The organism is Rhodococcus wratislaviensis (genome assembly GCF_900455735.1).
Classification (GTDB): Bacteria; Actinomycetota; Actinomycetes; order Mycobacteriales; family Mycobacteriaceae; genus Rhodococcus_F; species Rhodococcus_F wratislaviensis.
Genome location: NZ_UAUI01000001.1, coordinates 1,053,920 through 1,080,000, shown reverse-complemented (window position 1 = coordinate 1,080,000; position 26,081 = coordinate 1,053,920). Strand labels below are relative to the sequence as shown.

The 26,081-nt window shown below is 67.1% G+C and carries 23 protein-coding genes, 1 tRNA gene, 2 rRNA genes and 1 pseudogene (1 of these 27 cut by a window edge); 24 read left to right on the top strand and 3 right to left on the bottom strand.

Features of this window, described 5'->3' with window-relative positions:
* The 20 genes from DTA22_RS04950 to DTA22_RS04860 all read left to right on the top strand — a co-directional run.
* Window positions 1-1,377, top strand: a 23S ribosomal RNA gene (locus DTA22_RS04950); it begins 1,759 nt to the left of the window's first position.
* A 131-nt stretch (window positions 1,378-1,508) separates the two neighbouring features.
* A 5S ribosomal RNA gene (rrf, locus tag DTA22_RS04945) occupies window positions 1,509-1,625 on the top strand.
* Window positions 1,626-1,685: 60 nt separating this feature from the next.
* Window positions 1,686-2,654 (top strand): tetratricopeptide repeat protein, encoded by a 969-nt coding sequence (locus DTA22_RS04940; RefSeq protein ID WP_112298642.1) that lies wholly within the window; start codon window positions 1,686-1,688, stop codon window positions 2,652-2,654.
* Entirely contained in the window at window positions 2,651-3,646 is a 996-nt protein-coding gene (locus DTA22_RS04935) for an HAD-IIA family hydrolase (protein ID WP_112298641.1), read from the top strand. The genes DTA22_RS04940 and DTA22_RS04935 overlap by 4 nt, the downstream gene beginning before the upstream one ends.
* 77 nt (window positions 3,647-3,723) lie before the next feature.
* Window positions 3,724-3,951: a hypothetical protein gene (locus tag DTA22_RS35895; protein WP_050785034.1), complete on the top strand. Its 228-nt coding sequence runs from the start codon at window positions 3,724-3,726 to the stop codon at window positions 3,949-3,951.
* A 1-nt stretch (window position 3,952) separates the two neighbouring features.
* Entirely contained in the window at window positions 3,953-4,783 is an 831-nt protein-coding gene (locus DTA22_RS04930; RefSeq protein ID WP_037229346.1) for a TlyA family RNA methyltransferase, read from the top strand.
* Window positions 4,780-5,742 (top strand): NAD kinase, encoded by a 963-nt coding sequence (locus DTA22_RS04925; RefSeq protein ID WP_112298640.1) that lies wholly within the window; start codon window positions 4,780-4,782, stop codon window positions 5,740-5,742. The genes DTA22_RS04930 and DTA22_RS04925 overlap by 4 nt, the downstream gene beginning before the upstream one ends.
* 2 nt (window positions 5,743-5,744) lie before the next feature.
* The gene (gene recN, locus DTA22_RS04920) at window positions 5,745-7,517 is read left to right on the top strand and encodes a DNA repair protein RecN (protein ID WP_112298639.1); all 1,773 of its coding nucleotides are present in this window, start codon (window positions 5,745-5,747) and stop codon (window positions 7,515-7,517) included.
* Window positions 7,518-7,628: 111 nt separating this feature from the next.
* On the top strand, window positions 7,629-8,813 hold the full coding sequence (gene steA, locus DTA22_RS04915; RefSeq protein WP_112298638.1) for a putative cytokinetic ring protein SteA: 1,185 nt from the start codon (window positions 7,629-7,631) through the stop codon (window positions 8,811-8,813).
* The gene (locus tag DTA22_RS04910; RefSeq protein WP_037229355.1) at window positions 8,810-9,760 is read left to right on the top strand and encodes a copper transporter; all 951 of its coding nucleotides are present in this window, start codon (window positions 8,810-8,812) and stop codon (window positions 9,758-9,760) included. Before steA ends, DTA22_RS04910 begins: the two co-directional genes overlap by 4 nt.
* Window positions 9,761-9,901: 141 nt before the next feature.
* The gene (locus DTA22_RS04905; RefSeq protein ID WP_052032982.1) at window positions 9,902-11,677 is read left to right on the top strand and encodes a CTP synthase; all 1,776 of its coding nucleotides are present in this window, start codon (window positions 9,902-9,904) and stop codon (window positions 11,675-11,677) included.
* Window positions 11,678-11,690: 13 nt separating this feature from the next.
* Window positions 11,691-12,359 carry an NUDIX domain-containing protein gene (locus DTA22_RS04900; RefSeq protein WP_112298637.1) on the top strand — a complete coding sequence of 223 codons (669 nt, stop codon included), beginning with the start codon at window positions 11,691-11,693 and terminating at the stop codon, window positions 12,357-12,359.
* 1 nt (window position 12,360) lies between these two features.
* Window positions 12,361-13,287 carry a site-specific tyrosine recombinase XerD gene (gene xerD / locus DTA22_RS04895; RefSeq protein WP_112298636.1) on the top strand — a complete coding sequence of 309 codons (927 nt, stop codon included), beginning with the start codon at window positions 12,361-12,363 and terminating at the stop codon, window positions 13,285-13,287.
* 58 nt (window positions 13,288-13,345) lie between these two features.
* On the top strand, window positions 13,346-14,350 hold the full coding sequence (locus tag DTA22_RS04890) for a ParA family protein (protein WP_037229366.1): 1,005 nt from the start codon (window positions 13,346-13,348) through the stop codon (window positions 14,348-14,350).
* Window positions 14,351-15,223, top strand: coding sequence for a segregation and condensation protein A (locus DTA22_RS04885; protein WP_112298635.1), 873 nt, complete (start codon window positions 14,351-14,353; stop codon window positions 15,221-15,223). It begins immediately after the preceding gene.
* Window positions 15,220-15,912 carry an SMC-Scp complex subunit ScpB gene (gene scpB / locus DTA22_RS04880; protein ID WP_037229370.1) on the top strand — a complete coding sequence of 231 codons (693 nt, stop codon included), beginning with the start codon at window positions 15,220-15,222 and terminating at the stop codon, window positions 15,910-15,912. The genes DTA22_RS04885 and scpB overlap by 4 nt, the downstream gene beginning before the upstream one ends.
* A gap of 16 nt (window positions 15,913-15,928) precedes the next feature.
* Window positions 15,929-16,993, top strand: a complete 1,065-nt coding sequence (locus DTA22_RS04875) for a pseudouridine synthase (RefSeq protein WP_112298634.1) — start codon at window positions 15,929-15,931, stop codon at window positions 16,991-16,993.
* A complete protein-coding gene (cmk, locus tag DTA22_RS04870) occupies window positions 16,990-17,679 on the top strand; it encodes a (d)CMP kinase (protein ID WP_037229372.1) in 690 nt (229 codons plus the stop codon). Before DTA22_RS04875 ends, cmk begins: the two co-directional genes overlap by 4 nt.
* A complete protein-coding gene (gene der, locus DTA22_RS04865) occupies window positions 17,676-19,103 on the top strand; it encodes a ribosome biogenesis GTPase Der (RefSeq protein ID WP_037229374.1) in 1,428 nt (475 codons plus the stop codon). Before cmk ends, der begins: the two co-directional genes overlap by 4 nt.
* A gap of 86 nt (window positions 19,104-19,189) precedes the next feature.
* A tRNA-Pro gene (locus tag DTA22_RS04860) sits at window positions 19,190-19,266 on the top strand.
* Window positions 19,267-19,326: 60 nt separating this feature from the next.
* Here DTA22_RS04860 and DTA22_RS04855 read toward each other — a convergent pair.
* Entirely contained in the window at window positions 19,327-20,088 is a 762-nt protein-coding gene (locus DTA22_RS04855; protein ID WP_112298884.1) for a L,D-transpeptidase, read from the bottom strand.
* Window positions 20,089-20,270: 182 nt separating this feature from the next.
* Between DTA22_RS04855 and DTA22_RS04850 the strand changes: the two genes are divergently transcribed.
* Entirely contained in the window at window positions 20,271-21,149 is an 879-nt protein-coding gene (locus DTA22_RS04850; protein ID WP_112298633.1) for a sigma-70 family RNA polymerase sigma factor, read from the top strand.
* Between the two features lie 218 nt (window positions 21,150-21,367).
* Here DTA22_RS04850 and DTA22_RS04845 read toward each other — a convergent pair.
* Window positions 21,368-22,636 (bottom strand): annotated as a pseudogene (locus DTA22_RS04845) (MFS transporter); the annotation flags it as partial.
* A 154-nt stretch (window positions 22,637-22,790) separates the two neighbouring features.
* On the opposite strand from DTA22_RS04845, the gene DTA22_RS04840 reads away from it, so the two are divergent.
* The gene (locus DTA22_RS04840; protein ID WP_112298632.1) at window positions 22,791-23,231 is read left to right on the top strand and encodes an SRPBCC family protein; all 441 of its coding nucleotides are present in this window, start codon (window positions 22,791-22,793) and stop codon (window positions 23,229-23,231) included.
* 6 nt (window positions 23,232-23,237) lie between these two features.
* Here the strand turns inward: DTA22_RS04840 and DTA22_RS04835 are convergent, their stop codons facing one another.
* Entirely contained in the window at window positions 23,238-23,873 is a 636-nt protein-coding gene (locus DTA22_RS04835) for a TetR/AcrR family transcriptional regulator (RefSeq protein ID WP_037229707.1), read from the bottom strand.
* A 211-nt stretch (window positions 23,874-24,084) separates the two neighbouring features.
* Here DTA22_RS04835 and DTA22_RS04830 point away from each other — a divergent pair, with 211 nt between their 5' ends.
* Together DTA22_RS04830 and DTA22_RS04825 are read left to right on the top strand one after the other, a co-directional pair.
* Window positions 24,085-24,888 carry an SDR family NAD(P)-dependent oxidoreductase gene (locus DTA22_RS04830; protein ID WP_037229378.1) on the top strand — a complete coding sequence of 268 codons (804 nt, stop codon included), beginning with the start codon at window positions 24,085-24,087 and terminating at the stop codon, window positions 24,886-24,888.
* Between the two features lie 41 nt (window positions 24,889-24,929).
* Window positions 24,930-26,051: a DUF5938 domain-containing protein gene (locus tag DTA22_RS04825; RefSeq protein ID WP_037229381.1), complete on the top strand. Its 1,122-nt coding sequence runs from the start codon at window positions 24,930-24,932 to the stop codon at window positions 26,049-26,051.
* Window positions 26,052-26,081: the final 30 nt, after the last annotated feature.

The following is a 26,081-nucleotide window of genomic DNA, read 5'->3' as shown; positions in this document are numbered from 1 at the left end:
CGCATAGCCGAATGAGGCGAATTCAGTGATCCTATGCTGCCGAGAAAAGCCTCTAGCGAGCTTTCACACGGCCCGTACCCCAAACCGACACAGGTGGTCAGGTAGAGAATACTAAGGCGATCGAGATAACTATGGTTAAGGAACTCGGCAAAATGCCCCCGTAACTTCGGGAGAAGGGGGGCCTCGTCCGGTGATCACTCTTGCAGTGTGAGCTGGGTGGGGCCGCAGAGACCAGTGAGAAGCGACTGTTTACTAAAAACACAGGTCCGTGCGAAGTCGTAAGACGATGTATACGGACTGACGCCTGCCCGGTGCTGGAAGGTTAAGAGGACCGGTTAGCCACTTCGGTGGCGAAGCTGAGAATTTAAGCCCCAGTAAACGGCGGTGGTAACTATAACCATCCTAAGGTAGCGAAATTCCTTGTCGGGTAAGTTCCGACCTGCACGAATGGCGTAACGACTTCTCAGCTGTCTCAACCATAGACTCGGCGAAATTGCATTACGAGTAAAGATGCTCGTTACGCGCGGCAGGACGAAAAGACCCCGGGACCTTCACTACAGCTTGGTATTGGTGTTCGGTTCGGTTTGTGTAGGATAGGTGGGAGACTGTGAAGCGCTCACGCCAGTGAGTGTGGAGTCGTTGTTGAAATACCACTCTGATCGTATTGGACCTCTAACCTCGGACCATGATCTGGTTCAGGGACAGTGCCTGGTGGGTAGTTTAACTGGGGCGGTTGCCTCCCAAAATGTAACGGAGGCGCCCAAAGGTTCCCTCAGCCTGGTTGGCAATCAGGTGTCGAGTGCAAGTGCACAAGGGAGCTTGACTGTGAGACTGACAGGTCGAGCAGGGACGAAAGTCGGGACTAGTGATCCGGCACCGGCAAGTGGAAGCGGTGTCGCTCAACGGATAAAAGGTACCCCGGGGATAACAGGCTGATCTTCCCCAAGAGTCCATATCGACGGGATGGTTTGGCACCTCGATGTCGGCTCGTCGCATCCTGGGGCTGGAGTAGGTCCCAAGGGTTGGGCTGTTCGCCCATTAAAGCGGCACGCGAGCTGGGTTTAGAACGTCGTGAGACAGTTCGGTCTCTATCCGCCGCGCGCGTTAGAAACTTGAGGAAGGCTGTCCCTAGTACGAGAGGACCGGGACGGACGAACCTCTGGTGTGCCAGTTGTTCCACCAGGAGCACCGCTGGTTAGCTACGTTCGGAAGGGATAACCGCTGAAAGCATCTAAGCGGGAAGCCTGTTCCAAGATGAGGTTTCTCACCCCCTCGAGGGGGTAAGGCCCCCGGCAGACCACCGGGTTGATAGGCCAGAACTGGAAGTCCGGTAACGGATGCAGGTGACTGGTACTAATAGGCCGAGGACTTACCACAAAGAAGCTACGCGTCCACTGTGCAGTATCTGAAACAACACACAGATACTCATTTCAACCCCACCGGTCACCCAGCAGGGTGCCCGAGTTGAGGGAACAACACGAAATGAGTGTGTGACAGTTTCATAGAGTTACGGCGGCCATAGCGGAGGGGAAACGCCCGGTCCCATTCCGAACCCGGAAGCTAAGCCCTCCAGCGCCGATGGTACTGCACCCGACAGGGTGTGGGAGAGTAGGACACCGCCGAACATCCGTTACCGAAAGGGGACCCAATATACTGGGTCCCCTTTCGTGGTTTGTGTGAAAGGAATGACTGTGTCGGAGAGTGACGACGGACGTCGGTCCTTCCGCGGAGGCGGTGCCTCCAACAACAATCGAGGCGGTGCCTCCAATAGCAATCGTGGCGGTGCGTCCAGCAGCGACCGTGGCGGCGCCGGTGGTTCGGGTCGTGGTGGCTCGACCGGTGGTCCCCGTCGCGATTCGCGCGACAACCGTGGCGGTGCCGGTGGCGATCGTCGCGGTGGCGGACCCCGTCGTGGCGGCGAGGGCGGCTTCGCGCCTCGCGGACGTGAAGGCGACCGTCCGCAGCGGCAGCAGGCCCGTCCGGACGAACCGGATCTTCCCGAGAACGTCGAGGCCGGCGAGCTCGATCCCGCTGTACGCCGCGACCTGCTGAGCCTGGACAAGACGAACGCGAACACGGTTGCGCGTCACCTGGTGATGGCCGGCAAGCTCGTCGACGACGATCCGCGTCTTGCGCTCGCGCATGCCCGCGCCGCGCGCCAGCGTGCGGGCCGTATCGCCATCGTGCGTGAGGCCGCGGGTATCACCGCATATCACGCTGGCGAATGGGCGGAGGCGTTGTCGGAGTTGCGCGCTGCTCGTCGCATGGCCGGCGGTCCTGGACTGCTCGCGGTGATGGCGGACTGCGAACGTGGACTGGGCCGCCCGGAGCGTGCGATCGAACTCGGGCGGAGTGAGGAAGCTGCAGCGCTGTCCGGTGACGAGGCCGCCGAGCTGCGCATGGTGGTCGCCGGAGCGCGCATGGACCTCGGTCAGTTCGACCAGGCCGTGGTCACGCTGCAGACCCCTGATCTCGACGCCTCGCGGACCGGTCCGGGTGCCGCTCGCCTGTTCTACGCGTACGCGGATGCCTTGGTGGCGGCCGGTCGCATCGAGGACGGACTCAAGTGGTTCCTCAATTCCGCTGCGGCGGATCTCGAGGGTGACACCGACGCGGAGGAGCGTGTGGCCGAGCTGACCGGAGACGATCAGTGACGGTTCTGCGCGACGGTTACGACGCCCTGCTGCTCGACCTCGACGGCACCCTGTACCAGGGGCCGCAGGAAATCCCCGGTGCGCGAGAGGCTTTGGCGGCCGGGGAGCAGTCCTGCTACTACGTGACCAACAACGCCAGTCGCAGCCCGGGGGAGGTCGCGGAACACCTGACCGAACTCGGATTCGACGCCGACGAGTCGACGGTGGTGACGAGTTCGCAGTCCGCGGCCAGGCTTCTCGCGGAGAACGTTGCCCCCGATTCGCCGGTCCTGATCGTGGGCACCGAAGCGCTCGCCGACGAAGTCCGGAACGTCGGACTGCGGCCGGTGCGGTCGTTCGAGGACGCGCCGGCGGCTGTCGTTCAGGGTCATTCGCCGACGACGGATTGGGCGATACTCGCCGAGGCGACCCTCGCGATCCGGGCCGGCGCGGTCTGGGTGGCGGCGAACCTGGACTCGACCCTCCCCACCGAACGCGGACTCGTCCTCGGTAACGGGTCGATGGTCGCAGCGCTGCGCACGGCGACGTCCCGGGAACCGCTCGTGGCGGGTAAACCGGCCGCGCCGCTGATGGAGGATGCGATGCGCCGCAGCAAGTGTGTGCGCCCGCTCGTCGTGGGCGACAGGCTGGACACCGACATCGAAGGCGCCAATAATGTCGGTCTCGACTCGCTGCTGGTACTCACCGGCGTGAGCACCGCGGTGGACGTGCTGCGCGCCGCGCCGGAGCAACGGCCCACCTATCTGGCGTCCGAACTGGACGCCCTCAACCGGCCCGCCGAGGAATCCCTCATCGGTGAGGACAGCCGGTGGTCCGTCGAGTTCGACGGCACCGATCTGGTGATCGAACCGACCACCGATTCCGCCGCGCCGGTGGATTCGGCTGCGCTGCTACGGGCCGTGGCCGTCGGCGCCTGGAAGTTCCCCGACTTCGCGCGGATCACGTCGAAGACGCCCGCGGTGAGCGCTGTCGTCTCAGGCTGGGGTGCCTGAAACCCGGCAGACCCGCGTTGTTCGTCACGCGATTCGCTGTATGCGTATCGGAACGCGATGGACTAGCGTTGTGCCCGATGAGCACGCCAATACCGCGCCCGGGAGCCCATCTACCTGGGCCTCCTCAGAGTGTCGACCCCGAGAAGATCCACACGGAGGTCGACGGATTGTTGTCGCGGCTCGGAGCCGTCGAACCGGATCCTGACGACGAGCACGGCGCCGGGGTCATCCCACGCAAAGCCCATCTTCTCGAGAAGGCGCACGACGTGCTGGTGGAGGCGCTGGCCACCGTGGACAAGATCTGACGTGGCCCGTCGAGCACGGGTGGATGCCGAACTCGTTCGGCGGGGACTGGCCCGGTCCCGCGAACACGCGCAAGAACTCATCGCCTCCGGCCGCGTACTGATCTCGGGTGCGGCAGCGACCAAACCGGCCACCGCGATCGAAGCGGGAACTCCGCTGCGGGTGGTCGAGGTCGACAACGAAGTGTCCTGGGCATCGCGTGGTGCGCACAAACTCCTCGGTGCGCTGGAGGCCTTCGGGCCCCGTGGGCTCCAGGTCGAGACCAAGCGCTGCCTCGATGCCGGCGCGTCCACCGGCGGCTTCACCGACGTGCTGCTTCACCACGGCGCGCGGGAGGTCGTGGCGGTGGACGTCGGCTACGGCCAGCTGGTGTGGCGGCTGCAGTCCGACGATCGCGTCCACGTCGTCGACCGGACCAACGTGCGATCGATCGACGCCGAGCAGATCGGCGGCCCGGTCGATCTGGTGGTCGCGGACCTCTCGTTCATCTCGCTGAAGCTCGTCCTCCCGGCGTTCGTGGCCTGCGTGGCCGACGGCGCGGATCTGATTCCGATGGTGAAGCCGCAGTTCGAGGTCGGAAAGGACCACGTGGGTTCCGGTGGAGTGGTGCGTGACCCTGAGCTGCGTGTCGCCGCGGTACTGGATGTCGCGAAGACGGCGGAATCGCTGGGACTGCGTACCGTCGGTGCAGTGGCCAGTCCGCTGCCGGGACCGTCGGGGAACGTCGAATACTTCCTGTGGCTCCGCGCGGATGTCACACCCGGGACGGATGATGTACCGGTCGAGTCGGTAGAAGAGTTGATCCGCACCGCGGTGCAGGAGGGACCACAGTGAGCGGGGGAAGCAGCGGCACCCAGCGAGGCGAGCGGGAGATCCTGCTCGTGGCGCACCCGGGCCGCGCCGAGATCACGGAGACCGCGCGACGCGTCGGCAAGATCTTCGAGCGTGCCGGCATCGGGCTGCGCGTCCTCGTCGACGAGGTCGACAGCACCCGCATCGAACCGATGGACGGCATGGCAGCCGACGAATTCCTGGTTCCCGGGCTGGAAGTCACCATTGTTCAGGCAGGTCCCGACGCCGCCCTCGGTTGCGAGATGGTGCTCGTCCTCGGCGGGGACGGAACGTTCCTCCGGGCAGCGGAACTCGCCCAGGCCGCGTCCATCCCGGTTCTGGGAATCAACCTGGGCCGGATCGGGTTCCTCGCGGAAACCGAGGCCGAGCACCTCGACGAGGCGCTCGCCCAGGTGGTGCGTCGTGAGTACCGCATCGAACACCGCATGACACTGGACGTGCTGGTCCGGGTGGACGACGAAATCATCGAACGCGGCTGGGCGCTGAACGAGGCGAGCATCGAGAACCGGTCCCGGCTCGGTGTCCTCGAAGTGGTGCTCGAGGTGGACGGCCGCCCCGTGTCGGCCTTCGGTTGCGACGGTGTCCTCATCTCCACCCCGACCGGGTCGACGGCATACGCGTTCTCGGCCGGCGGCCCCGTGGTGTGGCCCGAACTCGAGGCCCTGCTGGTGGTCCCGAGCAACGCGCACGCCTTGTTCGCGCGCCCCCTCGTGACGAGCCCGAATTCGCTGATCGCTGTCGAGACGGTGGCAGGCAGCCACGACGGCCTGGTGTTCTGCGACGGTCGCCGGACCCTCGAGCTGCCCGCGGGCGCCCGCGTCGAAGTGGTGCGTGGCAAGGAGCCCGTTCGTTGGATACGACTGGATTCGGCGCCGTTCGCGGACCGGATGGTGCGAAAGTTCGAGCTGCCCGTCACCGGGTGGCGAGGAAGGAAGCCCTAGACGTGCTGGCAGAGATCAGGATCGACAACCTCGGTGTGATCTCCGAGGCGTCGGCGCAATTCCACGAAGGCTTGACGGTGCTCACCGGTGAAACCGGCGCGGGCAAGACGATGGTGGTGACGAGCCTGCACCTGCTCAGCGGTGCACGAGCGGACGCGGGCCGGGTGCGTCTCGGTGCGCCCCGTGCCGTGGTCGAGGGCCGGTTCATGACGGACGAGGGCTCGGAGCACGTCGAACGTGCCGTGTCCCGGCTGCTCGAGTCGACCGGCGCCGAGCGGGACGAGGACGGCACCATCATCGCGGTGCGGACCGTCGGCAGCGACGGACGGTCCCGCGCCCACCTGGGCGGGCGCAGCGTTCCGGCGGGCGTGCTGTCCGAGTTCACCGATCCGCTGCTCACCGTGCACGGGCAGAACGATCAGCTGCGGCTGCTCCGCCCGGACCAGCAGTGCGCCGCGCTGGACAGGTTCGCGGACAAGACGGTCGGCCCGCTGCTGGCGCGGTACCGCAAGCACCGCGACGAATGGGTGACCGCACGATCCGAGCTGATCGAACGCACCGGGCGCACCCGGGAACTCGCGCAGGAAGCCGACCAGCTGACGTTCGCCCTCAACGAGATCGACGGCATCGCCCCCACCCCGGGCGAGGACGAGTCGATCGTGTCGGAGGTGCGCAGACTCAGTGAACTCGACTCGCTGCGCTCGGCTGCCGAGGAAGCGCACGCCGCGCTCGCCGGCGGCGACGACATGGACGGCGACGGCGTGGGCGCACCCGCGCTGGATCTGCTGTCCGAGGCGCGGGCCCGGATCGAATCGGCCACCGACCCCGAACTCGACGGGCTCGGACCGCGTCTCGCCGACGCGATCGCAGTGGTCACCGACGTCTCCGCCGACCTGACCACATATCTCGCCGGGCTTCCGGCGGACCCGGGGGCACTGGACTCTTTGCTGTCGCGGCAGGCGGAACTGAAGAACCTCACCCGCAAGTACGCCGCCGACGTCGACGGCGTACTGGAATGGGCAGACAACGCCCGTGCGAGGCTCGAGAAGATCGATGTGTCCTCCGATGCGTTGGCGGCATTGACGAAGCAGGTCGAGGAGTCTGCGGCGTCCACCGCGGAGGCCGCGTCGAAGCTGACCGCGGCCCGCGTCAAGGCGGCGGCCAAGCTCGCCAAGGCCGTCAGTTCGGAACTCGCAGGTCTGGCGATGGGCCGGGCCGCCCTCGAGGTGTCGGTCCGCCCCCGGATCGCCGGACCCCAGGACACGGCACCGCTCACCGTCGACGGTACGGAACTGCACGCGGGATCGTCCGGCGTCGACGAAGTGGAATTCCGGCTGTCGGCGCACAGCGGCGCACAGTCGCTGCCCATCAGCAAGAGCGCGTCCGGCGGTGAACTCTCACGGGTGATGCTGGCCCTCGAGGTGGTGCTCGCCGGGTCCGATTCGGGCGCGACGATGGTGTTCGACGAGGTCGACGCCGGTGTCGGCGGTCGGGCCGCGGTCGAGATCGGCCGGCGACTGGCCCGGCTCGCCCGGACGCACCAGGTCATCGTCGTGACACACCTGCCGCAGGTCGCGGCGTTCGCAGACACTCACCTGGTGGTCGACAAGGTCGACGACGCGGACGGCGTCGTCAGCAGTGGTGTGCACACACTCACCGACGACGAGCGGGTGGTGGAACTGGCCCGCATGCTCGCCGGACTCGACGACACGGAGACCGGTCGCGCCCACGCGGAGGAGTTGTTGGCCACGGCCAACGCCGAGCGTTCCGCCTGAACCCCGCCCGGCGGACCGTCGGCCGCACCCGTGGTAATGGTGTGACTGATGTGGTAAACGGTTCGGCGCGCCTCCACAGGTCGGTCCTGCTTCCGGTCCATCATCGAACTCATGAAGATGCCGGCACTGCTGTCACGTAACACCGAAACTTTGCCTGGGGTCAGCGGCATCGCCAGGGTGGATCGCAACACGGCCAAGTTGCTGCGACGCGTCGGACCCGGTGACATCGTCGTTCTCGACGAGCTCGACCTCGATCGCGGGACCGCGGACGCCCTGGTGAAGGCCGGCGTTCTCGCAGTGATCAACGCGTCGCCCTCGATCTCGGGGCGCTATCCCAACCTCGGTCCGGAGGTGATCGTCGCCAACGGGATCCTCCTGGTGGATTCGGCCGGCGCCGACATCTTCAAGAGCATCAAGGACGGCAGCAAGGTCCGGGTGAACGGGGGCGGTGTCTACTCCGGGGAACGGCGCATCGCCAAGGGCGACGAACAGACCGAGGCGGAGATCTCCGACCGGATGATCGAGGCGAAGACCGGTCTGGTCGACCACCTCGAGGCGTTCTCCGGCAACACCATCGAGTTCATCCGCACCGAGAGTCCGCTGTTGATCGACGGTGTCGGAGTCCCCGACGTCGACGTCGACATGAAGGAACGGCACGTCGTGATCGTGTCCGACGGCCCGGACCACGCAACCGACCTGAAGAACCTCAAGCCGTTCATCAAGGAGTACTCGCCGATCCTCATCGGCGTCGGTGCAGGCGCCGACGTCCTGAAGTCGGCGGGCTATCGCCCGGATCTCATCGTCGGCGACCCCGAGGACATCACCAGCGCCACGTTGAAGTCGGGCGCCGAGGTGGTTCTCCCCGCCGACCAGGACGGTCACGCCCCCGGTCTGTCACGGATCCAGGACCTCGGCATCGGAGCGATGACGTTCCCGGCGTCCGGGTCCCCGTCCGACCTGGCGCTGCTGCTGGCCGATCATCACGGCGCGTCGCTGATTGTCACGGTCGGGAGCACCGTCTCCCTCGACGAGTTCTTCGACCGCGGCCGCCGCGACAGCAACCCGTCGGCGTTCATGACCCGCCTGAAGGTCGGGCCGAAACTGGTGGACGCGAAGGCCGTGGCGACCCTGTACCGGAGCCGGGTGTCGGGCGGTGCGATCGCGTTGCTCGTGCTGGCCGGACTGGTCGCGGTGATCGTGGCCCTGGTGGTGTCGAACATCGGTGGTGAGGCACTGGACTGGGCCGTCGCGACGTGGAACAGCTTTGCGTTGTGGGTTCAGGGGTTCTTCAAGTGATTTCTCTGCGTCAACATGCCATTTCCATAGCGGCGATCTTCCTGGCTCTGGCAATCGGCGTGGTGATGGGTTCCGGCCTGTTGTCGAGCGGTCTCGTCTCGGGGCTGCGCGACGACAAGGCCGACCTGCAGACCGATATGGAGAAGGCGACCGAACGCAACAACCAGCTGACCGAGCAGTTGAACTCGGCGGACGGCTTCGATTCCGCGGTCGGCGGCCGCGTGGTGGCCGACTCTCTCGCGCAACGCACCGTGATGGTCGTGACGACCCCGGATGCCGACCCCGCCGACCTGGACGGGGTCAACCGGATGATCGCGCAGGCCGGCGGGTCGGTGACCGGGCGGGTGTCGCTGACCGACTCGTTCGTGGACGCCACCGGCGGTGACCGGTTGCGGACGGTCGTCAACAACGTGATCCCCGCTGGTGTCACGTTGAAGACCGGGGCCGTCGACCAGGGCAGCCTCGCAGGCGACCTGCTCGGCTCGGTCCTCATGCTCGGCAAGGAGACGGGTCAGCCGCAGAGTTCCGCGCAGGAGATGGCGCTCGCCCTCGAGACCCTCCGCGGGGCGGGATTCGTCAGCTACGACGACGGTGCGGTCCAACCGGCACAGGTCGCGGTGGTGCTGACCGGCGACCGCGACGTGGAGGACGGCGTCAGCGGCAACCGCGGTGCGGTGGTGGCCCGGTTCGCGGGCGCGTTGGACTCGAGAGGGGCCGGGGCGGTTCTCGCCGGGCGTCCGGCCTCGGCGCAGGGCAACGGTGCGGTCGCCGTGGCGCGGGCCGACGCGGCGCTCTCCGCGGCGCTCACCACTATCGACAACATCGACCGCGAAGCGGGCAAGATCACCGTTCCGCTCGCGCTGCAGGAGCAACTGAACGGCGGTGCCGGCCGGTACGGCACGGGGCCCGGCACCACCGGTGTCACCGTGGGGGCCACACCGGCGTAGCGCGCATCACATCGGGGCGGGCAATCGCGGCGCGTTGTTTCCGGGACGTACGACAAGGTGTTACCGTGAAGTCCCGTGGGTCGGCAGGCCCCAGCATTGCTCGAACAGACCAAGCCCTGCACAGTCGTCACGGGAGCCCCTTTGCCACAGTCACGCACTCATTCGCGTACCGCTACCAAGCACATCTTCGTGAGCGGCGGCGTCGCCTCCTCACTCGGCAAGGGCCTCACAGCCTCGAGCCTCGGGCAATTGCTGACCGCGCGAGGGATGCGCGTGACCATGCAGAAACTGGATCCGTATCTCAACGTCGATCCGGGCACGATGAACCCCTTCCAGCACGGTGAGGTCTTCGTCACCGAGGACGGCGCCGAGACCGACCTCGACGTCGGCCACTACGAGCGCTTCCTCGACCGCGACCTGTCCGGTCAGGCGAATGTGACCACCGGCCAGGTGTATTCGACGGTCATCGCCAAGGAGCGGCGCGGCGAATACCTCGGCGACACCGTCCAGGTCATCCCGCACATCACGGACGAGATCAAGAGCCGGATCCTGGCCATGAGCGGACCGGACCTCCAGGGCCATCAGCCCGACGTCGTCATCACGGAGATCGGTGGCACCGTCGGTGACATCGAGTCGCAGCCGTTCCTCGAGGCCGCCCGTCAGGTACGCCACGACGTCGGGCGCGACAACGTCTTCTTCCTCCACGTCTCCCTGGTTCCGTACCTGGCGCCGTCGGGTGAGCTCAAGACGAAGCCCACCCAGCACTCGGTCGCGGCACTGCGGAACATCGGTATCCAGCCCGACGCGCTGATCCTGCGCTGCGACCGCGAGGTTCCCCCGGCGCTGAAGAACAAGATCGCACTCATGTGCGACGTCGACGTCGACGGCTGCATCTCGACCCCCGACGCACCCTCGATCTACGACATCCCGAAGGTGCTGCACAGCGAGGGCCTCGACGCGTACGTCGTGCGTCAGCTGGGTCTGCCGTTCCGCGACGTGGACTGGACCGTGTGGGGCAACCTGCTCGAGCGCGTCCACCAGCCGCGCGAGACCGTGCGGATCGCCCTGGTCGGAAAATACGTCGACCTGCCGGACGCCTACCTGTCCGTCACCGAGGCACTGCGTGCAGGCGGGTTCGCGAACCGCTCGAAGGTGGAAATCTCCTGGGTGCCGTCCGACGCGTGTGAGACGGAGGCGGGCGCGCAGGCCGCCCTCGGCGACGTCGACGGCGTGCTGATTCCCGGTGGCTTCGGAATCCGCGGTATCGAGGGCAAGCTCGGCGCGATCCGCTACGCCCGTCACCGGAAGATCCCGCTGCTCGGCCTGTGCCTCGGCCTGCAGTGCGTCGTGATCGAAGCCGCGCGCAGCGTGGGTCTCGACGACGCCAACTCCGCCGAGTTCGAGCCCGAGACCACGCACCCGGTGATCTCCACGATGGCGGATCAGGAAGACGTCATCGCCGGCGAGGCGGACCTCGGCGGCACGATGCGCCTCGGTGCGTACCCCGCCGTCCTGACGAAGGGGTCCGTCGTCGCCCGGGCGTACGGCAGCGAAGAGGTGTCGGAGCGTCACCGCCACCGCTACGAGGTCAACAACGCGTACCGCGACCGGATCGCGAAGAGCGGACTCCGATTCAGCGGAACCTCGCCCGACGGTCACCTCGTCGAGTTCGTCGAATACCCGGCCGACCAGCACCCGTTCTTCGTCGCGACGCAGGCGCACCCCGAGCTGAAGAGCCGTCCGACGCGTCCGCACCCGCTGTTCGCGGCGTTCGTCGACGCGGCGCTGAAGCACAAGCTCGAAGAGCGGCTTCCCGTCGACGTGCACGGTGAGGAGCGGGCCGCCGTCGCCGCCGATGACGAGCTCGCCGACTCCGCCGACCGCGACGAGGTCGCGTCCGTCGACAGCGCGGGATAGGGCGAGACCGACCATGACCGACACCGGCCGGCACGAATTCGAGACTCTCGACTCGCGCGCCGTGTACAGCGGCGCGATCCTCGCCCTGCGGGTGGATCACGTCGCGATGCCGGACGGCCGGACCGCCGAACGTGAGGTCGTCGAGCACCACGGCGCCGTCGCCGTCGTGGTTCTCGACGACGAGGACCGGATCGTCCTGATCCACCAGTACCGGCACCCGGTGGGGCGCCGGTTGTGGGAGATCCCGGCCGGCCTGCTGGACGAGCCGGGGGAGGACCCCGTCGACGCCGCCGGCCGCGAACTGGCGGAGGAGACGGGGCTCGGGGCCCGTCGCTGGTCCGTTCTGGTGGACGTCGTTCTCTCGCCAGGGTTCACGGACGAGTCGGTGCGCGTGTTCCTCGCCGAGGACCTGTACGAGGTGGACCGGCCGGACCCGGAGGACGAGGAAGCCGACCTCGAGATCGAGCGGATTCCGCTCGACGACGTGGTGTCGATGGTGCTGAACGGGACCATCGTCAACGCCACGGCCGTGGCCGGGGTGATGGCCCTCGCCGCTGCCCGGTCCCGGCCGGGCGGTCTCGGCGAACTCCGCGACGTGACCGCGCCCTGGGTCGATCGCCCCGCCAGGTTCAGTGAGAGGAAACGCTCGCGCGCCGCCGGGGACGAGGCCGCGCGGGCATGACATGGTGATTGCGCGGCAGGTGGATTCGTACCTCGACCACCTGGCCGTCGAGCGCGGAGCTGCCCGCAACACTCTCGGTTCGTACCGCCGCGACCTCGAGCGGTACACGCAGTTCCTCGCCGAGCGGGAGGTCACCGACATCGGCCGGATCCGCGAACAAGACGTCAGCGACTTCGTGATCGCCCTGCGAACCGGCGATCCGAAACGCGAACTGCCGCCGCTGGCCGCGAGCTCGGCGGCCCGCGCCCTGATCGCGGTGCGCGGATTCCACCGGTTCGCCGCGGCGGAGGGGATGACCGCCGTCGACGTCGCCCGGGACGTGCGGCCGCCGTCGCCGGCGAAACGGCTCCCCAAATCGCTTCCGGTCAACGAGGTGCTGGCACTGCTGGAGGCAGTCGGAGGCAGCGGACCCGCCGACGGACCGCGGGCGGTCCGCGACCGCGCGCTGCTGGAGTTGCTGTACTCGACGGGCGCCCGCATCTCCGAAGCCGTCGGTCTGGATGTCGACGATGTCGACACCGAGACCCGGTCGGTGCTGCTGCGGGGCAAGGGAGGCAAGCAGCGGGTGGTGCCGGTGGGCCGGCCCGCCGTCGAATCCCTCGACGCCTACCTGATCCGGGGCCGGCCGGCGCTGGCATCACGCGGAACACCCGCGCTGTTCCTCAATGTCCGCGGCGGACGGCTGTCCCGCCAGAGCGCGTGGACGGTGCTGCAGACCGCCGCGGACGCCGCGGGCATCTCTTCGGCGGTGTCACCGCACACGCTCCGCCACTCGTTCGCGACCCACCTGCTCGACGGGGGCGCCGACGTCCGCGTCGTCCAGGAGCTGCTCGGACATGCCTCGGTGACGACCACCCAGATATATACGCTGGTGACAGTGGGTGCGCTGCGCGAGGTGTGGGCCGGAGCGCATCCCCGGGCGAGGTGACGGAAAGCGTGTCGAGGGGAAAATTCACGGTACGAGGCGGTAGCGTTCGTATAACGATGTGGGATCGGCAGCGATCATCGAGAGAACAGGGGATCATCGGACCGTGGTGACACCGCAGCCGCCAGCGGCGGAGTCAGAGCACTCGCAACAGGAGGGCGACATGTTCGACGTGCGGCAGACCGAACCCGCAGCCTTGTTCGAGGACGCTGCCGTGGTCGTGGAGGAAGAGCTCGGCCCCACGGGACGGCCGACGCGTGAGGTGCCGGAACCCGCCCCGTTGCCCTCGCACGGCCCAGCCAAGATCATCGCGATGTGCAACCAGAAGGGTGGCGTCGGCAAGACGACGTCGACGATCAACCTGGGAGCGTCTCTGGCCGAATTCGGCCGGCGTGTCCTGCTCGTCGACCTCGATCCCCAGGGGGCGCTGTCCGCGGGCCTCGGCGTCGCGCATCACGACCTCGAACTGACCGTCCACAATCTGCTCGTCGAACCCCGCGTCGCGATCGACGACGTCCTGATGCGGACACGCGTCGAGGGCCTCGACCTTCTGCCGAGCAACATCGACCTGTCGGCGGCGGAGATCCAGCTCGTCACCGAGGTCGGGCGGGAACAGACGCTCGGACGGGTGCTGCACCCGGTGCTCGACCGGTACGACTACGTCCTGATCGACTGCCAGCCGTCCCTCGGACTGCTCACGGTCAACGCGCTGGCCTGCGCGGACTCGGTGATCATCCCGATGGAGTGCGAGTACTTCAGCCTGCGCGGCCTGGCGCTGCTCAACGATACGGTCGAGAAGGTCCACGACCGGCTCAACCCGCGGCTCGAACTCGCCGGCATCGTCGTCACGATGTTCGACGCGCGGACCCTGCACGCGCGCGAGGTGATGGCCCGTGTGGTGGAGGTGTTCGGGGATCTCGTCTACGACACCGTGATCAACCGCACCGTGCGCTTCCCCGAGACCTCGGTCGCCGGGGAACCGATCACCACCTGGGCGCCGAAATCGACCGGCGCCGAAGCGTATCGTGCTCTGGCACGCGAGGTCATTCACCGGTCCGGCCGGTAAGTGGTGAATACGCAAGACATTCCGGCTCCACCGCAGACCGAGGACCCGCAGACCCCCGTATCGCACGCCGCGGAAACACAGGCCGCGGTCAAGCCCGGCTTCCGGGTGACCCTGCGGAATTTCGAGGGACCGTTCGACCTGCTCCTGACCCTGATCAACCAGCGACAGCTGGACGTGACGGAAGTGGCGCTGCACCAGGTGACGGACGACTTCATCGCCTACACCCGCACGCTGGGCGCGGAGATGGGACTCGATCAGACCACCGAATTCCTGGTGGTCGCGGCGACGCTGCTCGACCTGAAGGCGGCGCGTCTGCTCCCGGCAGGACAGGTGGAAGACGCCGAGGACCTCGCGCTTCTCGAGGCGCGCGACCTGCTGTTCGCCCGGCTGCTGCAGTACCGCGCGTACAAGCAGGTGGCGCAACTGTTCGGTGAGCTCGAGGCGGCCGCGCTGCGCCGGTACCCGCGTTCGGCGGCACTGGAGGACCAGTTCACCCAGTTGCTTCCGGAAGTGTTGCTCGGTGTCGACCCGCAACGGTTCGCGGAGATCGCCGCGACCGTGTTCACTCCGCGCCCGAAGCCGACCGTGGGACTCGACCATCTGCACGACATGCACGCGGTGTCGGTGCCCGAACAGGCGGCGCGGATGCTGGAACTGCTCCGCGAACGAGGCGCCGGGGAATGGGCGACGTTCGGCGACCTGGTCTCGGAGTGCGAGGTGACCGTCGAAATCGTGGCAAGATTCCTCGCGCTGCTCGAGCTGTATCGCGAGCAGTCGGTGTTGTTCGAACAGCCCGAGCCGCTCGGGGAATTGTTGGTGAGCTGGACCGGGGAGGGCACAGACGCCCCGGTGACCGAGGAGGACTACGGATGAGTTCGGCCCCGTTCGACGAGTCGGACGACCAGGGCGCCGTCGACGCAGATCCCGAGCTGTCGGACACCGAACTCGAAGCCGTTCTCGAGTCGCTCCTGCTGATCGTCGACTCTCCCGCCGGCGCCGAACAGCTCGCCTCCGCGACCGGCGCTTCTGTGAATCGCATCACGGACGTGCTGAACCGCATGTCCGCCGAGCTCACCGCCCGCGGGAGCGGGATGGACCTCCGATATGCCGGTGACGGTTGGCGTCTCTACACACGCACCGCGTACGCGCCCTACGTGGAACGGCTCCTGCTCGACGGCGCACGATCCAAACTGACGAGGGCGGCTTTGGAAACTCTGGCCGTGGTGGCATACCGTCAACCGTTGACCCGCGCACGGATCAGTGCGGTGCGCGGCGTCAACGTGGACGGTGTGGTGCGCACACTTCTCGCTCGCGGATTGATCGCCGAAGCCGGCGTCGATCCCGATACCAACGCCACGCAGTATTCGACGACGGAGCTCTTCCTGGAACGGCTCGGCTTGGCGTCTCTCGCCGATCTTCCCGCCTTGGCTCCGCTGTTGCCGGATGTGGATCTGATAGATGACATCAGTGACAGTCTGGAATCTGACCCACGATTTGCGAGAATGAATAAAGCTACGGCTTCCACAGAAGAGTTGGACACCGGGCTGGACACCGAAGACTGACAGGGATAGTACAAAAGTGAAGAAACCCGCTCGCCGAGATGGCACACCGGATCGCAACAACAACAAGAAGCAGCGCCCCACCAGGTCGGAGACCGGGGGTCGCTCGGACAGGTCGGAAGCTGGAGGGCGACCGAGCCGCTCCGAGACCGATCGGCGTCCGACCAGGTCGGACGCCGTCAAGGGGAAGCCGGGCAGGCCCGACGCCGCGGCCGCGAAGAACAAGCGCGGCAAACCCAAGTCGGCCAAGCCGCAGCGCGCCCAGGCCCACGCGCCCAAGATCAGCAACGCCAAGCCGGCCCGGCACCAGTACGCCGACGCCGCCGATCGGCCCGCCGGCCCGCCGCAGGGCGACGGCATGCGACTGCAGAAGGTTCTCGCCCAGGCCGGTGTCGCGTCGCGCCGTGCGGCCGAGGAACTGATCTCGCAGGGGCGAGTCGAGGTCGACGGCCGCATCGTCATCGAACAGGGACTGCGCATCGACCCCGAGAACGCGGTGGTGCGCGTGGACGGTGTCCGCGTCGTCGTGCAGAAGGACCTGGTCCACCTCGCGCTGAACAAGCCCCGCGGCTGGCAGTCGACGATGTCGGACGACCTGGGTCGCCCGTGCGTCGGCGACATCGTCTCCGAGCGGGTCGCCGCAGGTCAGCGGTTGTTCCACGTCGGTCGACTGGACGCCGACACCGAGGGACTGCTGCTGCTCACCAACGATGGTGATCTGGCGCATCGGCTGATGCATCCGTCCTTCGAGGTGTCGAAGACGTACCTGGCGACTGTGTCGGGTGCCCTCGAGCGCGGCGTCGGAAAGAAGCTCAAGGAGGGTGTCGAGCTCGACGACGGACCGGCGAAGGTCGACGCGTTCACCCTGCTCGACATCAACGAGGGCAAGTCGCTCGTCCGTGTCACGCTGCACGAAGGCCGCAAGCACATCGTGCGCCGCCTGTTCGACGCCGTGGGACACCCCGTCATCCGGCTCGTCCGGACGGACATCGGCGCGGTCGCTCTCGGCGACCAGCGTCCCGGCACGCTCCGCGTACTCGGTCGAGGCGAGGTCGGCGGTCTCTACGGGGCGGTGGGCCTGTGAGTACCTCGCCGCTGGTCGTCGCGATGGACGGCCCGTCCGGAACCGGGAAGTCGAGCGTCTCGCGGATGCTCGCGCAGCGGCTCGACGCCCGGTACCTCGATACCGGCGCCATGTACCGGATCGCGACGCTGCATGCGCTGCGTAAGGGCGTGGACCTCACCGATCCCGCCGCGATCGCCGACGCGACCGCAGGGCTGCCGTGGTCGATCGGCACGGACCCGGCGGGCGAGCAGGTTCTGCTCGACGGGGAGGACGTGGGGGAGGAGATCCGCGGCGACGCGGTGACCAAGGCCGTCTCGGCTGTCTCCGCCGTGCCGGCGGTGCGTGAACTGCTTGTCGCGGCGCAGCGTCGTCTCGCGGGCGAGGCCGAACGGATCGTCGTCGAAGGCCGGGACATCGGCACCGTCGTCATCCCGGACGCCGACGTGAAGATCTATCTCACCGCCTCGGCGGAAGCCCGGGCACAGCGCAGAAATGCGCAGAATCTCGCAGAAGGACGAGGTGACGACTACGCGGCCGTGCTGGCCGACGTGCAGCGTCGTGACCACCTCGACTCCACGCGCGCCGTGTCGCCGCTGCGGCCGGCCGACGATTCCGTGCTGGTCGACACCAGCGAACTCGGAATCGACGACGTGATCGGCAGGTTGCTGCTGGTGGTTAGCGAAAGAAGGGGAGCAGGGCAGTGACCGAACAATTCACCACCGAGTTCGCAGGCGACGGCACCTGGAGTGAGGAATCGGACTGGGAGGTCCTGGACCTCGAAGACGGTGGCGACGGAGAGTCCCACGTCCCGGTCCCCACCCTCGCAGTGGTCGGTCGCCCGAACGTCGGCAAGTCGACGCTCGTCAACCGGATCATCGGCCGACGCGAAGCCGTGGTCGAGGACATCCCCGGTGTCACCCGCGACCGTGTCTCCTACGAGGCGAACTGGAGTGGCCGCCGCTTCATGGTGCAGGACACCGGCGGCTGGGAACCCGACGCCAAGGGCCTGCAGCAGTCGGTGGCCCGGCAGGCGGAACTGGCGATGCAGACCGCGGACGCGATTCTCCTCGTCGTCGACGCCGTCGTCGGCGCCACCGCAACGGACGAGGCTGTGGCCAAGGTCCTGCGCCGGTCCAAGACCCCGGTTCTGCTGGTGGCCAACAAGGTCGACGACGGCCGAACCGAATCCGAGGTGGCCGCACTGTGGTCGCTCGGTCTCGGACAGCCGCACTCGGTGAGTGCGACGCACGGCCGCGGTACCGGCGATCTCCTCGACGAGGTGCTTGCCGCCCTCCCGGAAACCCCGCGTGAAGGCATCCCCGGCGGCGGGCCGCGACGCGTGGCTCTGGTCGGGAAGCCGAACGTCGGGAAGTCGAGCCTGCTGAACAAGCTGTCGGGCGACGAGCGTTCGGTGGTCCACAATGTCGCGGGGACCACCGTCGATCCGGTCGACTCGATCGTGGAGCTCGGCGGCAGGCCGTGGCGTTTCGTCGACACCGCCGGTCTGCGCAAGCGGGTCAGCCACGCCAGCGGCGCCGAATTCTACGCATCGCTGCGGACGAAGAGCGCCATCGAGGCCGCCGAGGTCGCGATTCTGCTGATCGACGCATCCGAGCCGATCTCGGAGCAGGACCTGCGCGTGCTGAGCATGGTGGCCGACGCCGGGCGGGCCCTCGTCATCGCGTTCAACAAGTGGGATCTCGTCGACGAGGACCGGCGACTCCAGCTGGACCGGGAAGTCGATCGGGACCTGGTGCGGGTGCCGTGGGCACAGCGAGTCAACATCTCGGCGCAGACGGGGCGCGCGGTGCAGAAGCTCGTCCCCGCCCTGGACACCGCACTGGAATCCTGGGACAAGCGCATTCCCACGGGCCGGCTCAACACCTGGCTCAAGGAAGTCGTCGCCGCGACTCCGCCACCGATGCGCGGTGGCCGACTGCCTCGCGTGATGTTCGCCACGCAGGCCGGAACGCGTCCGCCGACGTTCGTGCTGTTCACGACCGGGTTCCTCGAGGCGGGCTACCGCCGGTTCCTGGAGCGGCGTCTGCGCGAGGAGTTCAATTTCGACGGCAGCCCCGTCCGCATCTCGGTGCGGGTGCGGGAAAAGCGTGAGCGGCGAAGTCGTTGATCCGACAGAATGCGCTCTGACCAGGCGATTAGCGTTACGGACTGCCCCTGATGTAATCTCATCGAGCACCTGAACGAGGGTGTGGACGGGCTGTGGCGCAGCTTGGTAGCGCACTTGACTGGGGGTCAAGTGGTCGCAGGTTCAAATCCTGTCAGCCCGACCAGATGATCAGCGAAGGCGGTTTCCCGGAAACGGGAAACCGCCTTTTCTGTGTCTCGGGCACTCAATCCGTCACGATGACCGGGTCGCCGATCTTCGCGTTGTCGTAGAACCACTGCGCGTTCTCAGTGCTGAGATTGATGCAGCCGTGGCTGACGTTCTCGAAGCCCTGAGAGTTCACCGACCACGGTGCGGCGTGCACGAAGATCCCGCCCCACGTGATTCGGGTGGCGTACTCGACGTAGAGCCGGTAGCCCTCCTCCGAGTCGATCGGGACGCCGTACGTCGACGAATCCATGATCATGTCGCGGAACTGCTCGATGACGGGGAACGTCCCGAGCGGTGTCTCGTATCCGGGTTTGCCCATGGACGCGGGCATGGTCTGAACGACCTGGTCGTTGATGCTGACGGTGAACTGGTGCGTCGTCGTGTTGGCGACGGCGACGAGTGCGTCACCCACCTGGAACTGCGATCTCGCGCCCGCCGCCTCGACGGTCACCCGGGTGTGGGCCGGCCAGAAGTGCTCCGGGGTCCACTGCACGGTGCGGTCGTCGATCCAGGAGAACTGCCCGGGGACCGGTGTCGACGGCATGATCCGGACACCCTGTTCGGCGAGTGCGCGATCGGACACCGGTGACGCGAACCGGACGACGACGGGGTGCGCGATGCCGACGACCTGACCGCTTGCGGGGGACAGTGCCGGGGTGATGATCTTCCCGGTGACGGCCGGGGCCTGCGCCGCCGCGGTGGCGCTCACTGCGCACACGGCCAGCGCCGCGAGTACCGAGACGAGAAACAGACGTCCGACCTGCTGCGCTTTCGACATGACGTCCAGCCCTTCAGCGACTGTGAGCGTCATTTCAGTTAACCACGGCGATATCCGACAGCGGAACCAGGGAAACTGGATGCATTGTGCGCATCAGAGAGCTACGGGCGACGCGACGTCGTCACATCGGCCGCGTTTCGCCGGTCACATAGGTGACAGACCGCGACGGAAGGATGTGACCGGTGAACGAGAACGACGTGCTGGCGCAGCAGTTCGAGGCCCATCGCACGCACTTGCGCGCGGTGGCCTACCGGATGCTCGGCTCGATCGGCGAGGCCGAGGACGCCGTGCAGGAATCCTGGCTGCGACTGAGCCGCACCGACGCCGACACCGTCGAGAACCTGGGCGGCTGGCTGACGACGGTGGTGGCGCGGGTGTGCCTGAACATGCTGCAGTCACGCAGGTCGCGGCGTGAAGATCCCCTGGACGCGGTGATGCCCGACCCGATCGTGACCCGGGCGGACGGCAGCGACCCCGAACACGAGGCGGTGCTGGCCGATTCGGTGGGTCTCGCGCTGCTCGTGGTCCTCGGCACGCTCGCTCCTGCCGAGCGGTTGGCGTTCGTGCTGCACGACATGTTCGCGGTGCCGTTCGACGACATCGCCCCGATCGTGGAGCGAACCCCGGCGGCCGCCCGGCAACTGGCCAGCCGCGCACGGCGGCGTCTGCAGGGAGCCCCCGTTCCCGACACCGATCCGGTCCGCCAGCGGGCGGTCGTCGACGCGTTCCTGGCGGCCGCGCGGAGCGGCGACTTCGACGCGCTCGTGGCGGTGCTCGATCCGGATGTCGTGCTCCGCGCCGATACCGGAGCACTGCCTGTGGGCGCCTCCACGACGGTGCGCGGTTCGGAGACCGTCGCGGGCCGGGTCCTCGGGTTCGCTCGGCTGGCTCGATTCGCGCATCCGGCGCTCGTCAACGGTGCCGCCGGGGTGGTCGCGATCTCCGACGGGCAGCTGCTGTCGGTCATGGGCGTCACGATCCGGCGGGGGAAGATCGTCGAGATCGACATCCTCGCCGACCGCGAGCGCCTCGCCGGGCTCGTCGTCGAGAACCTCGACTGACGAGCCCAGCGTGGTCAGTTCGTGCGGTGCTCGCCGTCTCCGTGTGCGTTGCCGGTGCGCAGGCCGATCAGGGCCGCGGCGACGAGGAAGATGCTGCCGGTCAGCAGCGCTCGCTGGAAGCCGAGGGTGAGTGCCTCGGGCACAGGCGAATTCGCTGCGAGCAGATGCTGGGAATGCGAGGTGGCGATCGCGGCGAAGATCGCGAGACCGAGTGCGCTGCCGACCTGCTGGGAGGCGTTCAACAACGCCGCCGCGAGCCCTGCCTCGCCGGCAGGCACACCGGCGTTGGCCGCGGTCGTCACACCGACGAAGACGGCGCCGAGACCGAACGACACGATCATCAGTCCGGGCAGCAGATCGTCGAGATAGGACCCGTCGACGGGAATCCGGGACAGCAGGTACAGGCCGGCCGAGGCCACCAGCGCGCCCGCGACGATGACGGGACGGGGTCCGGTCCGGGTGAGCACCTGGGAGGAAATCCCGGCGGCGACACCGACACCCAGGCAGAGCGGCAGGTAGGCGGCACCGGTCTGGATGGGGGAGTAGCCGAGAACGTTCTGCATGTAGAGAGTCAGGAAGAAGAACATCGCGATGAGACCCGCAAAAGCAATCAGCCCTGTGACATTGGCGGCGGCAAGCCCTTTGACGCGGAATATCGACAGCGGCAGGAGAGGGTGCGGATTGCGCTGCTCGTTGATCACGAACGCCACGATCAGAACGAATGCGCCGGCGAACTCGGCGATCGTGCGGGCGCTGCCCCATCCCTGGTCGGGTGCCTTCACCAGGGCGTAGACGAGCACCAGCATCCCGCCGGTGCCGAGCACACTGCCCGCGACGTCGAAATTCGCGAACCGGGCGCGGCGCCGGTCGCCGGGAATGAGCGCGAAGACCGCCGGAAGCACGAGCGCGCACGCCAGTGGGTTGACGAACAGCACCCATCGCCAGCCAGGCCCCTCGGTGAGCACGCCGCCGAGAAACACACCGACGGCGGATGCGAGACCGCCCACCCCGGCCCAGACACCCAGTGCGGTATGCCGCTCGGGGCCCTCCTCGAACGTCGTCGTCAGAATCGACAGCGCGGCCGGAAGCATCAGTGCCGCACCGACACCCTGCGCGAGCCGTGCGCCGATCAGGATCTCCGCGTTTCCGGCGAACCCGCCGATCAGCGATGACAGCCCGATCACGACGGTGCCGGTGACGAGCACGCGACGGCGACCGAGCAGGTCGGCCAGGCGGCCGCCGAGCAGCATGAATCCGCCGTAGGTGAGGAGGTAGGCGCTCGGGACCCATTGCAGTTCCTGAACCGAGATGTCCAGGTCGCTGCGCATGTCGGGCAGGGCGATGTTGACGATGGATGCGTCGACGAAGTCGAGAAATGCCACGGCGCACAACAGCGCCAGCGTGAGAGTGCCGCGGGCGGTGGAGAGAAACGGGCGTGCCGGGGTCGATCGTCCGGCCCGGGAGGTATCGCCGACCGAGATGTCCATGTCGAAGCCTTTCTGTGCTCAGGGTTCGTGCAGAGGACGCCGCAGTGGTCGTCCGTCACTTCTATGACCGACGGCCCGGCGGTGATGTGACCGCGCCGCGGCTGCGTCGCGAGTACTGTCGGAACCCGGCAGGTCACGGAAACGGGAGGCTGGCATGGCTGGACGGTTCGAAGGCACTGTTGTGATCAATCGCCCCATCGGGGAAGTGTTCGCGTACCTCGCCGCCGGGGTCAACGACCGGGACTTCAGTCCCCGGGTGCAGGAGATCGTGAAGAAGACGGACGGTCCGCCGGGCGTCGGGACCATCTTCGTCAGCACCGTCAAGGATGCCGGGATGACCACGAAGCGGGAGTTCGAGATCACCGAATTCGAGGTGCCACGGAAGATTCGCTGGGCGGAGCGTTCGAAGAATTCCATCACCGCGAAAGAGGGTGGTTACGACCTCGAACCCTCGGGCGCAGGGACCAAGGTGACGATCTTCAACGTGCTGGAGGGGCACGGAATAGGAAAGCTGATCGCACCTCTCGCCCTTCGGGCGGCCCGGAAGGACGCACCCGATTTCGCGCAGCGGATCAAGGCCGCCGCGGAGAAGTGACCGGCCTTACCGTGCCGGAATGACGAGCTCCAGTACCTGATCGACGTTGTCCGCGAGGCTGTCCGCCGCGGTGTCGTCGCCCGACAGATACCGTGCGAGGCTCTGCTGGAACAGTCCGTCGAAGACCGCATACATGGTGGCCGGGGCGATGGTGATCGTGCGCCCCGCCAGTTCCGCGTACCGGGACACGATGCGCCAGATCATGTTTTCGAGACTTTTGTCGATCGCGGCGACGTCTGCGCGGAACGACTCCTCGAACAGCGACTGCGAGCGGAGGTCGTACCAGAGGCGATGCATGGTGGCCTCGTCGCGGAGCGAATCCACCAGCACCCGGCCGAATCCCGCCTTCAACTCCTCGGGAGTCTGCGCTGTGGCGACCACGCCGTCGTATCGCGTGACGCACCGGGCCTTGTAGTGCCGGACGCAGTGCGTGATCAGATCGACCTTGTCGCTGAAGTAGTAGTGCAGGACGCCGTGGGAGAACTCGGAGTTCTGGGCGATCTCCCGGAGGCTGGTGCGGGCGTAGCCGAGTTCCGAGAGGGTCTGCAACGCGGCCTCGGCGAGCTGATCCCGGCGCTCGGCGAATTTGTCGACCTGGCGGCGCGAGACCCGATCGGCGTTCTTCTCGGCGACGGGTGTCACGGCAATGATTCCTGTTCGGCTCGCATGGTCCAGCACGGTGTGCATCAGTCTAGCTCGCGTTCCTTGACGACTGTGTAACAAAAACTTGACAGTCGTCAAGAGAATTCTTGACAGTCGTCCAAAGTCGAATACTCTGTGATCCACACCACATTGCAGGGCTCGGTCTCGTGACGTGGTTTCCGCGAATCGTCTCGTACGAAGGCAGGTCGGAATGAGCGTGAGTGATCTTGCAGGACGGAAAGCGCTGGTCACCGGTGGTGCGAAGGGGTTGGGCGCCGGTATGGCTGCCGCCCTCGCCGACGCCGGTGCGGCGGTCGTGATCGGCGACGTCCTCGAGGAGGAGGGGCACGCGACCGCCGATTCCGTCGGGAAGTCCGGCGTCGACACCGGATTCGTGAAACTCGACGTCACCGACGACGGCAACTGGGAGCGCGCCGTCGCCGCCACCGTGGAGCAACTCGGCGGATTCGACCTCCTCGTCAACAACGCGGGCATCGAGATCTCGTCACTCGTGGTCGACATCGATCCCGCCGACATCCGCCGGATGTGCGACGTCAATATTCTCGGTGTCGCGCTCGGTCTGAAACACGGTCTGCGCGCCATGCGTCCCGGAGGCGCGGCGGGAGCGGGCGGGGCGATCGTCAACGTCTCGTCGGTGGCCGCGACGATCCCGTTCCCGGGTATCGCCGGGTACTCCGCCACCAAGTCGGCCGTCGACCGGCTGACCCGGGTCGCGGCCCAAGAGGCAGGCAAACTCGGGTACGGCGTCCGCGTGAACTGCGTGTACCCCGGGCTGGTCGCCACGGAGATGGGACTCGGGCTGGCCGCCGACATGGAGAGGCTCGGACTGTGGCCCAGCGCCGACGCCGCGGTGGCCGACGTGATCGGCCTGACGCCGCTCGGGCGACTCGGCGAGGTCGCGGACATCGCCGACACCGTCGTCTTCCTGGCCTCCGACGCCGCTCGCTTCGTCACCGGAATCGGCCTGCCGGTCGACGGTGGCATGGGCATGTAACCGATCTCCCCGGACTCTTCTCACATTCTGAAAGGCACGTCATGACCGACAAGAAGCCCGTCATCGTCTACGGAGTCTCCGGTTACACCGGGCGGCTCGTGTGTGAATACCTGCGCGAGTTCAACATTCCGTTCGTCGCCGCGGGCCGGGACAAGAAGCGGATCCAGGAAGTGCTGGACCGCATCCCCGGGCTGGACACCGTCGACCACGAGGTGGTCGAGGTGGAGCACACTGTGCCGGCGCTGACCGAACTGTTCAGCGGCGCACGGGTTGTCAGCAACATGGTCGGCCCGTTCATCAAGCACGGCGCCGTCGTCGTCGAGGCGGCTCTCGCCGCGGGCTGTCATTACACCGACACGACCGGTGAGCAGGACTGGGTTCTGGACGTGCAGGCGAAGTTCGGCGACAAGTTCGCGGAGAAGGGGCTGCTGCTGTCTCCGGGCGTCGCGCAGATGTACACCACCGGTGAAATCGCCGCGAACATCGCGCTGGAGACGCCGGGGTTGGACACTCTCGACATCCTGGTGTTGTGGAAGGGCTTTCCCACCTACGCGTCCACGCAGACGATCTTCACGATCCTCAAGGCCGACTGGTACTACCTCGAACAGAACCGGTACGAGAAGTGGGACCCTGGTACCACATTCGACGTCGTGGTGCCGGGACAGCACCAGATGGCCCTCGCGCTGCCGTGGGGCGGCACCTGCCATCCCGTGTGGTTCAAGGACGATCCGCGGGTGGCGAACGTGAAGGCGGCAGGAGGCGTGTTCGACCGTTCCGTGATGGAGGGTGTCGTCGCGACGCAGAAGATGGTCGAGGAGCAGATCAAGACCCTTCCCGCGGACGAGCAGGACGCGGCCCTCGCGGAGATCGCCGGCTCCGTGCAGGCGGGAATGCCGCCGAGGGAGAACCCGCGCGTCAACACGTCGCTGGACTCCGTGTACGCGTCGGGCCCGCTGGGTCGGGCGCACTGCGTCATCCACGGAAACTGCAACTACAAACAGACGGGGCTCCTGCAGGCGTACGCCGCGTACTCCCTGTTGCAGCAGCCTCCGAAGCGGACGGGTCTCGCGTCGGCGTGCCAGGCGTTCGGGCATCGCGAACTTCTCGGAATCCTGCGCAGCTTCGGCCTCGTGATGGAGCCGGTTCTCACCGTGCAGAGCTGATCGTCCCGGCCGCGACTTCGAGGAGGACCG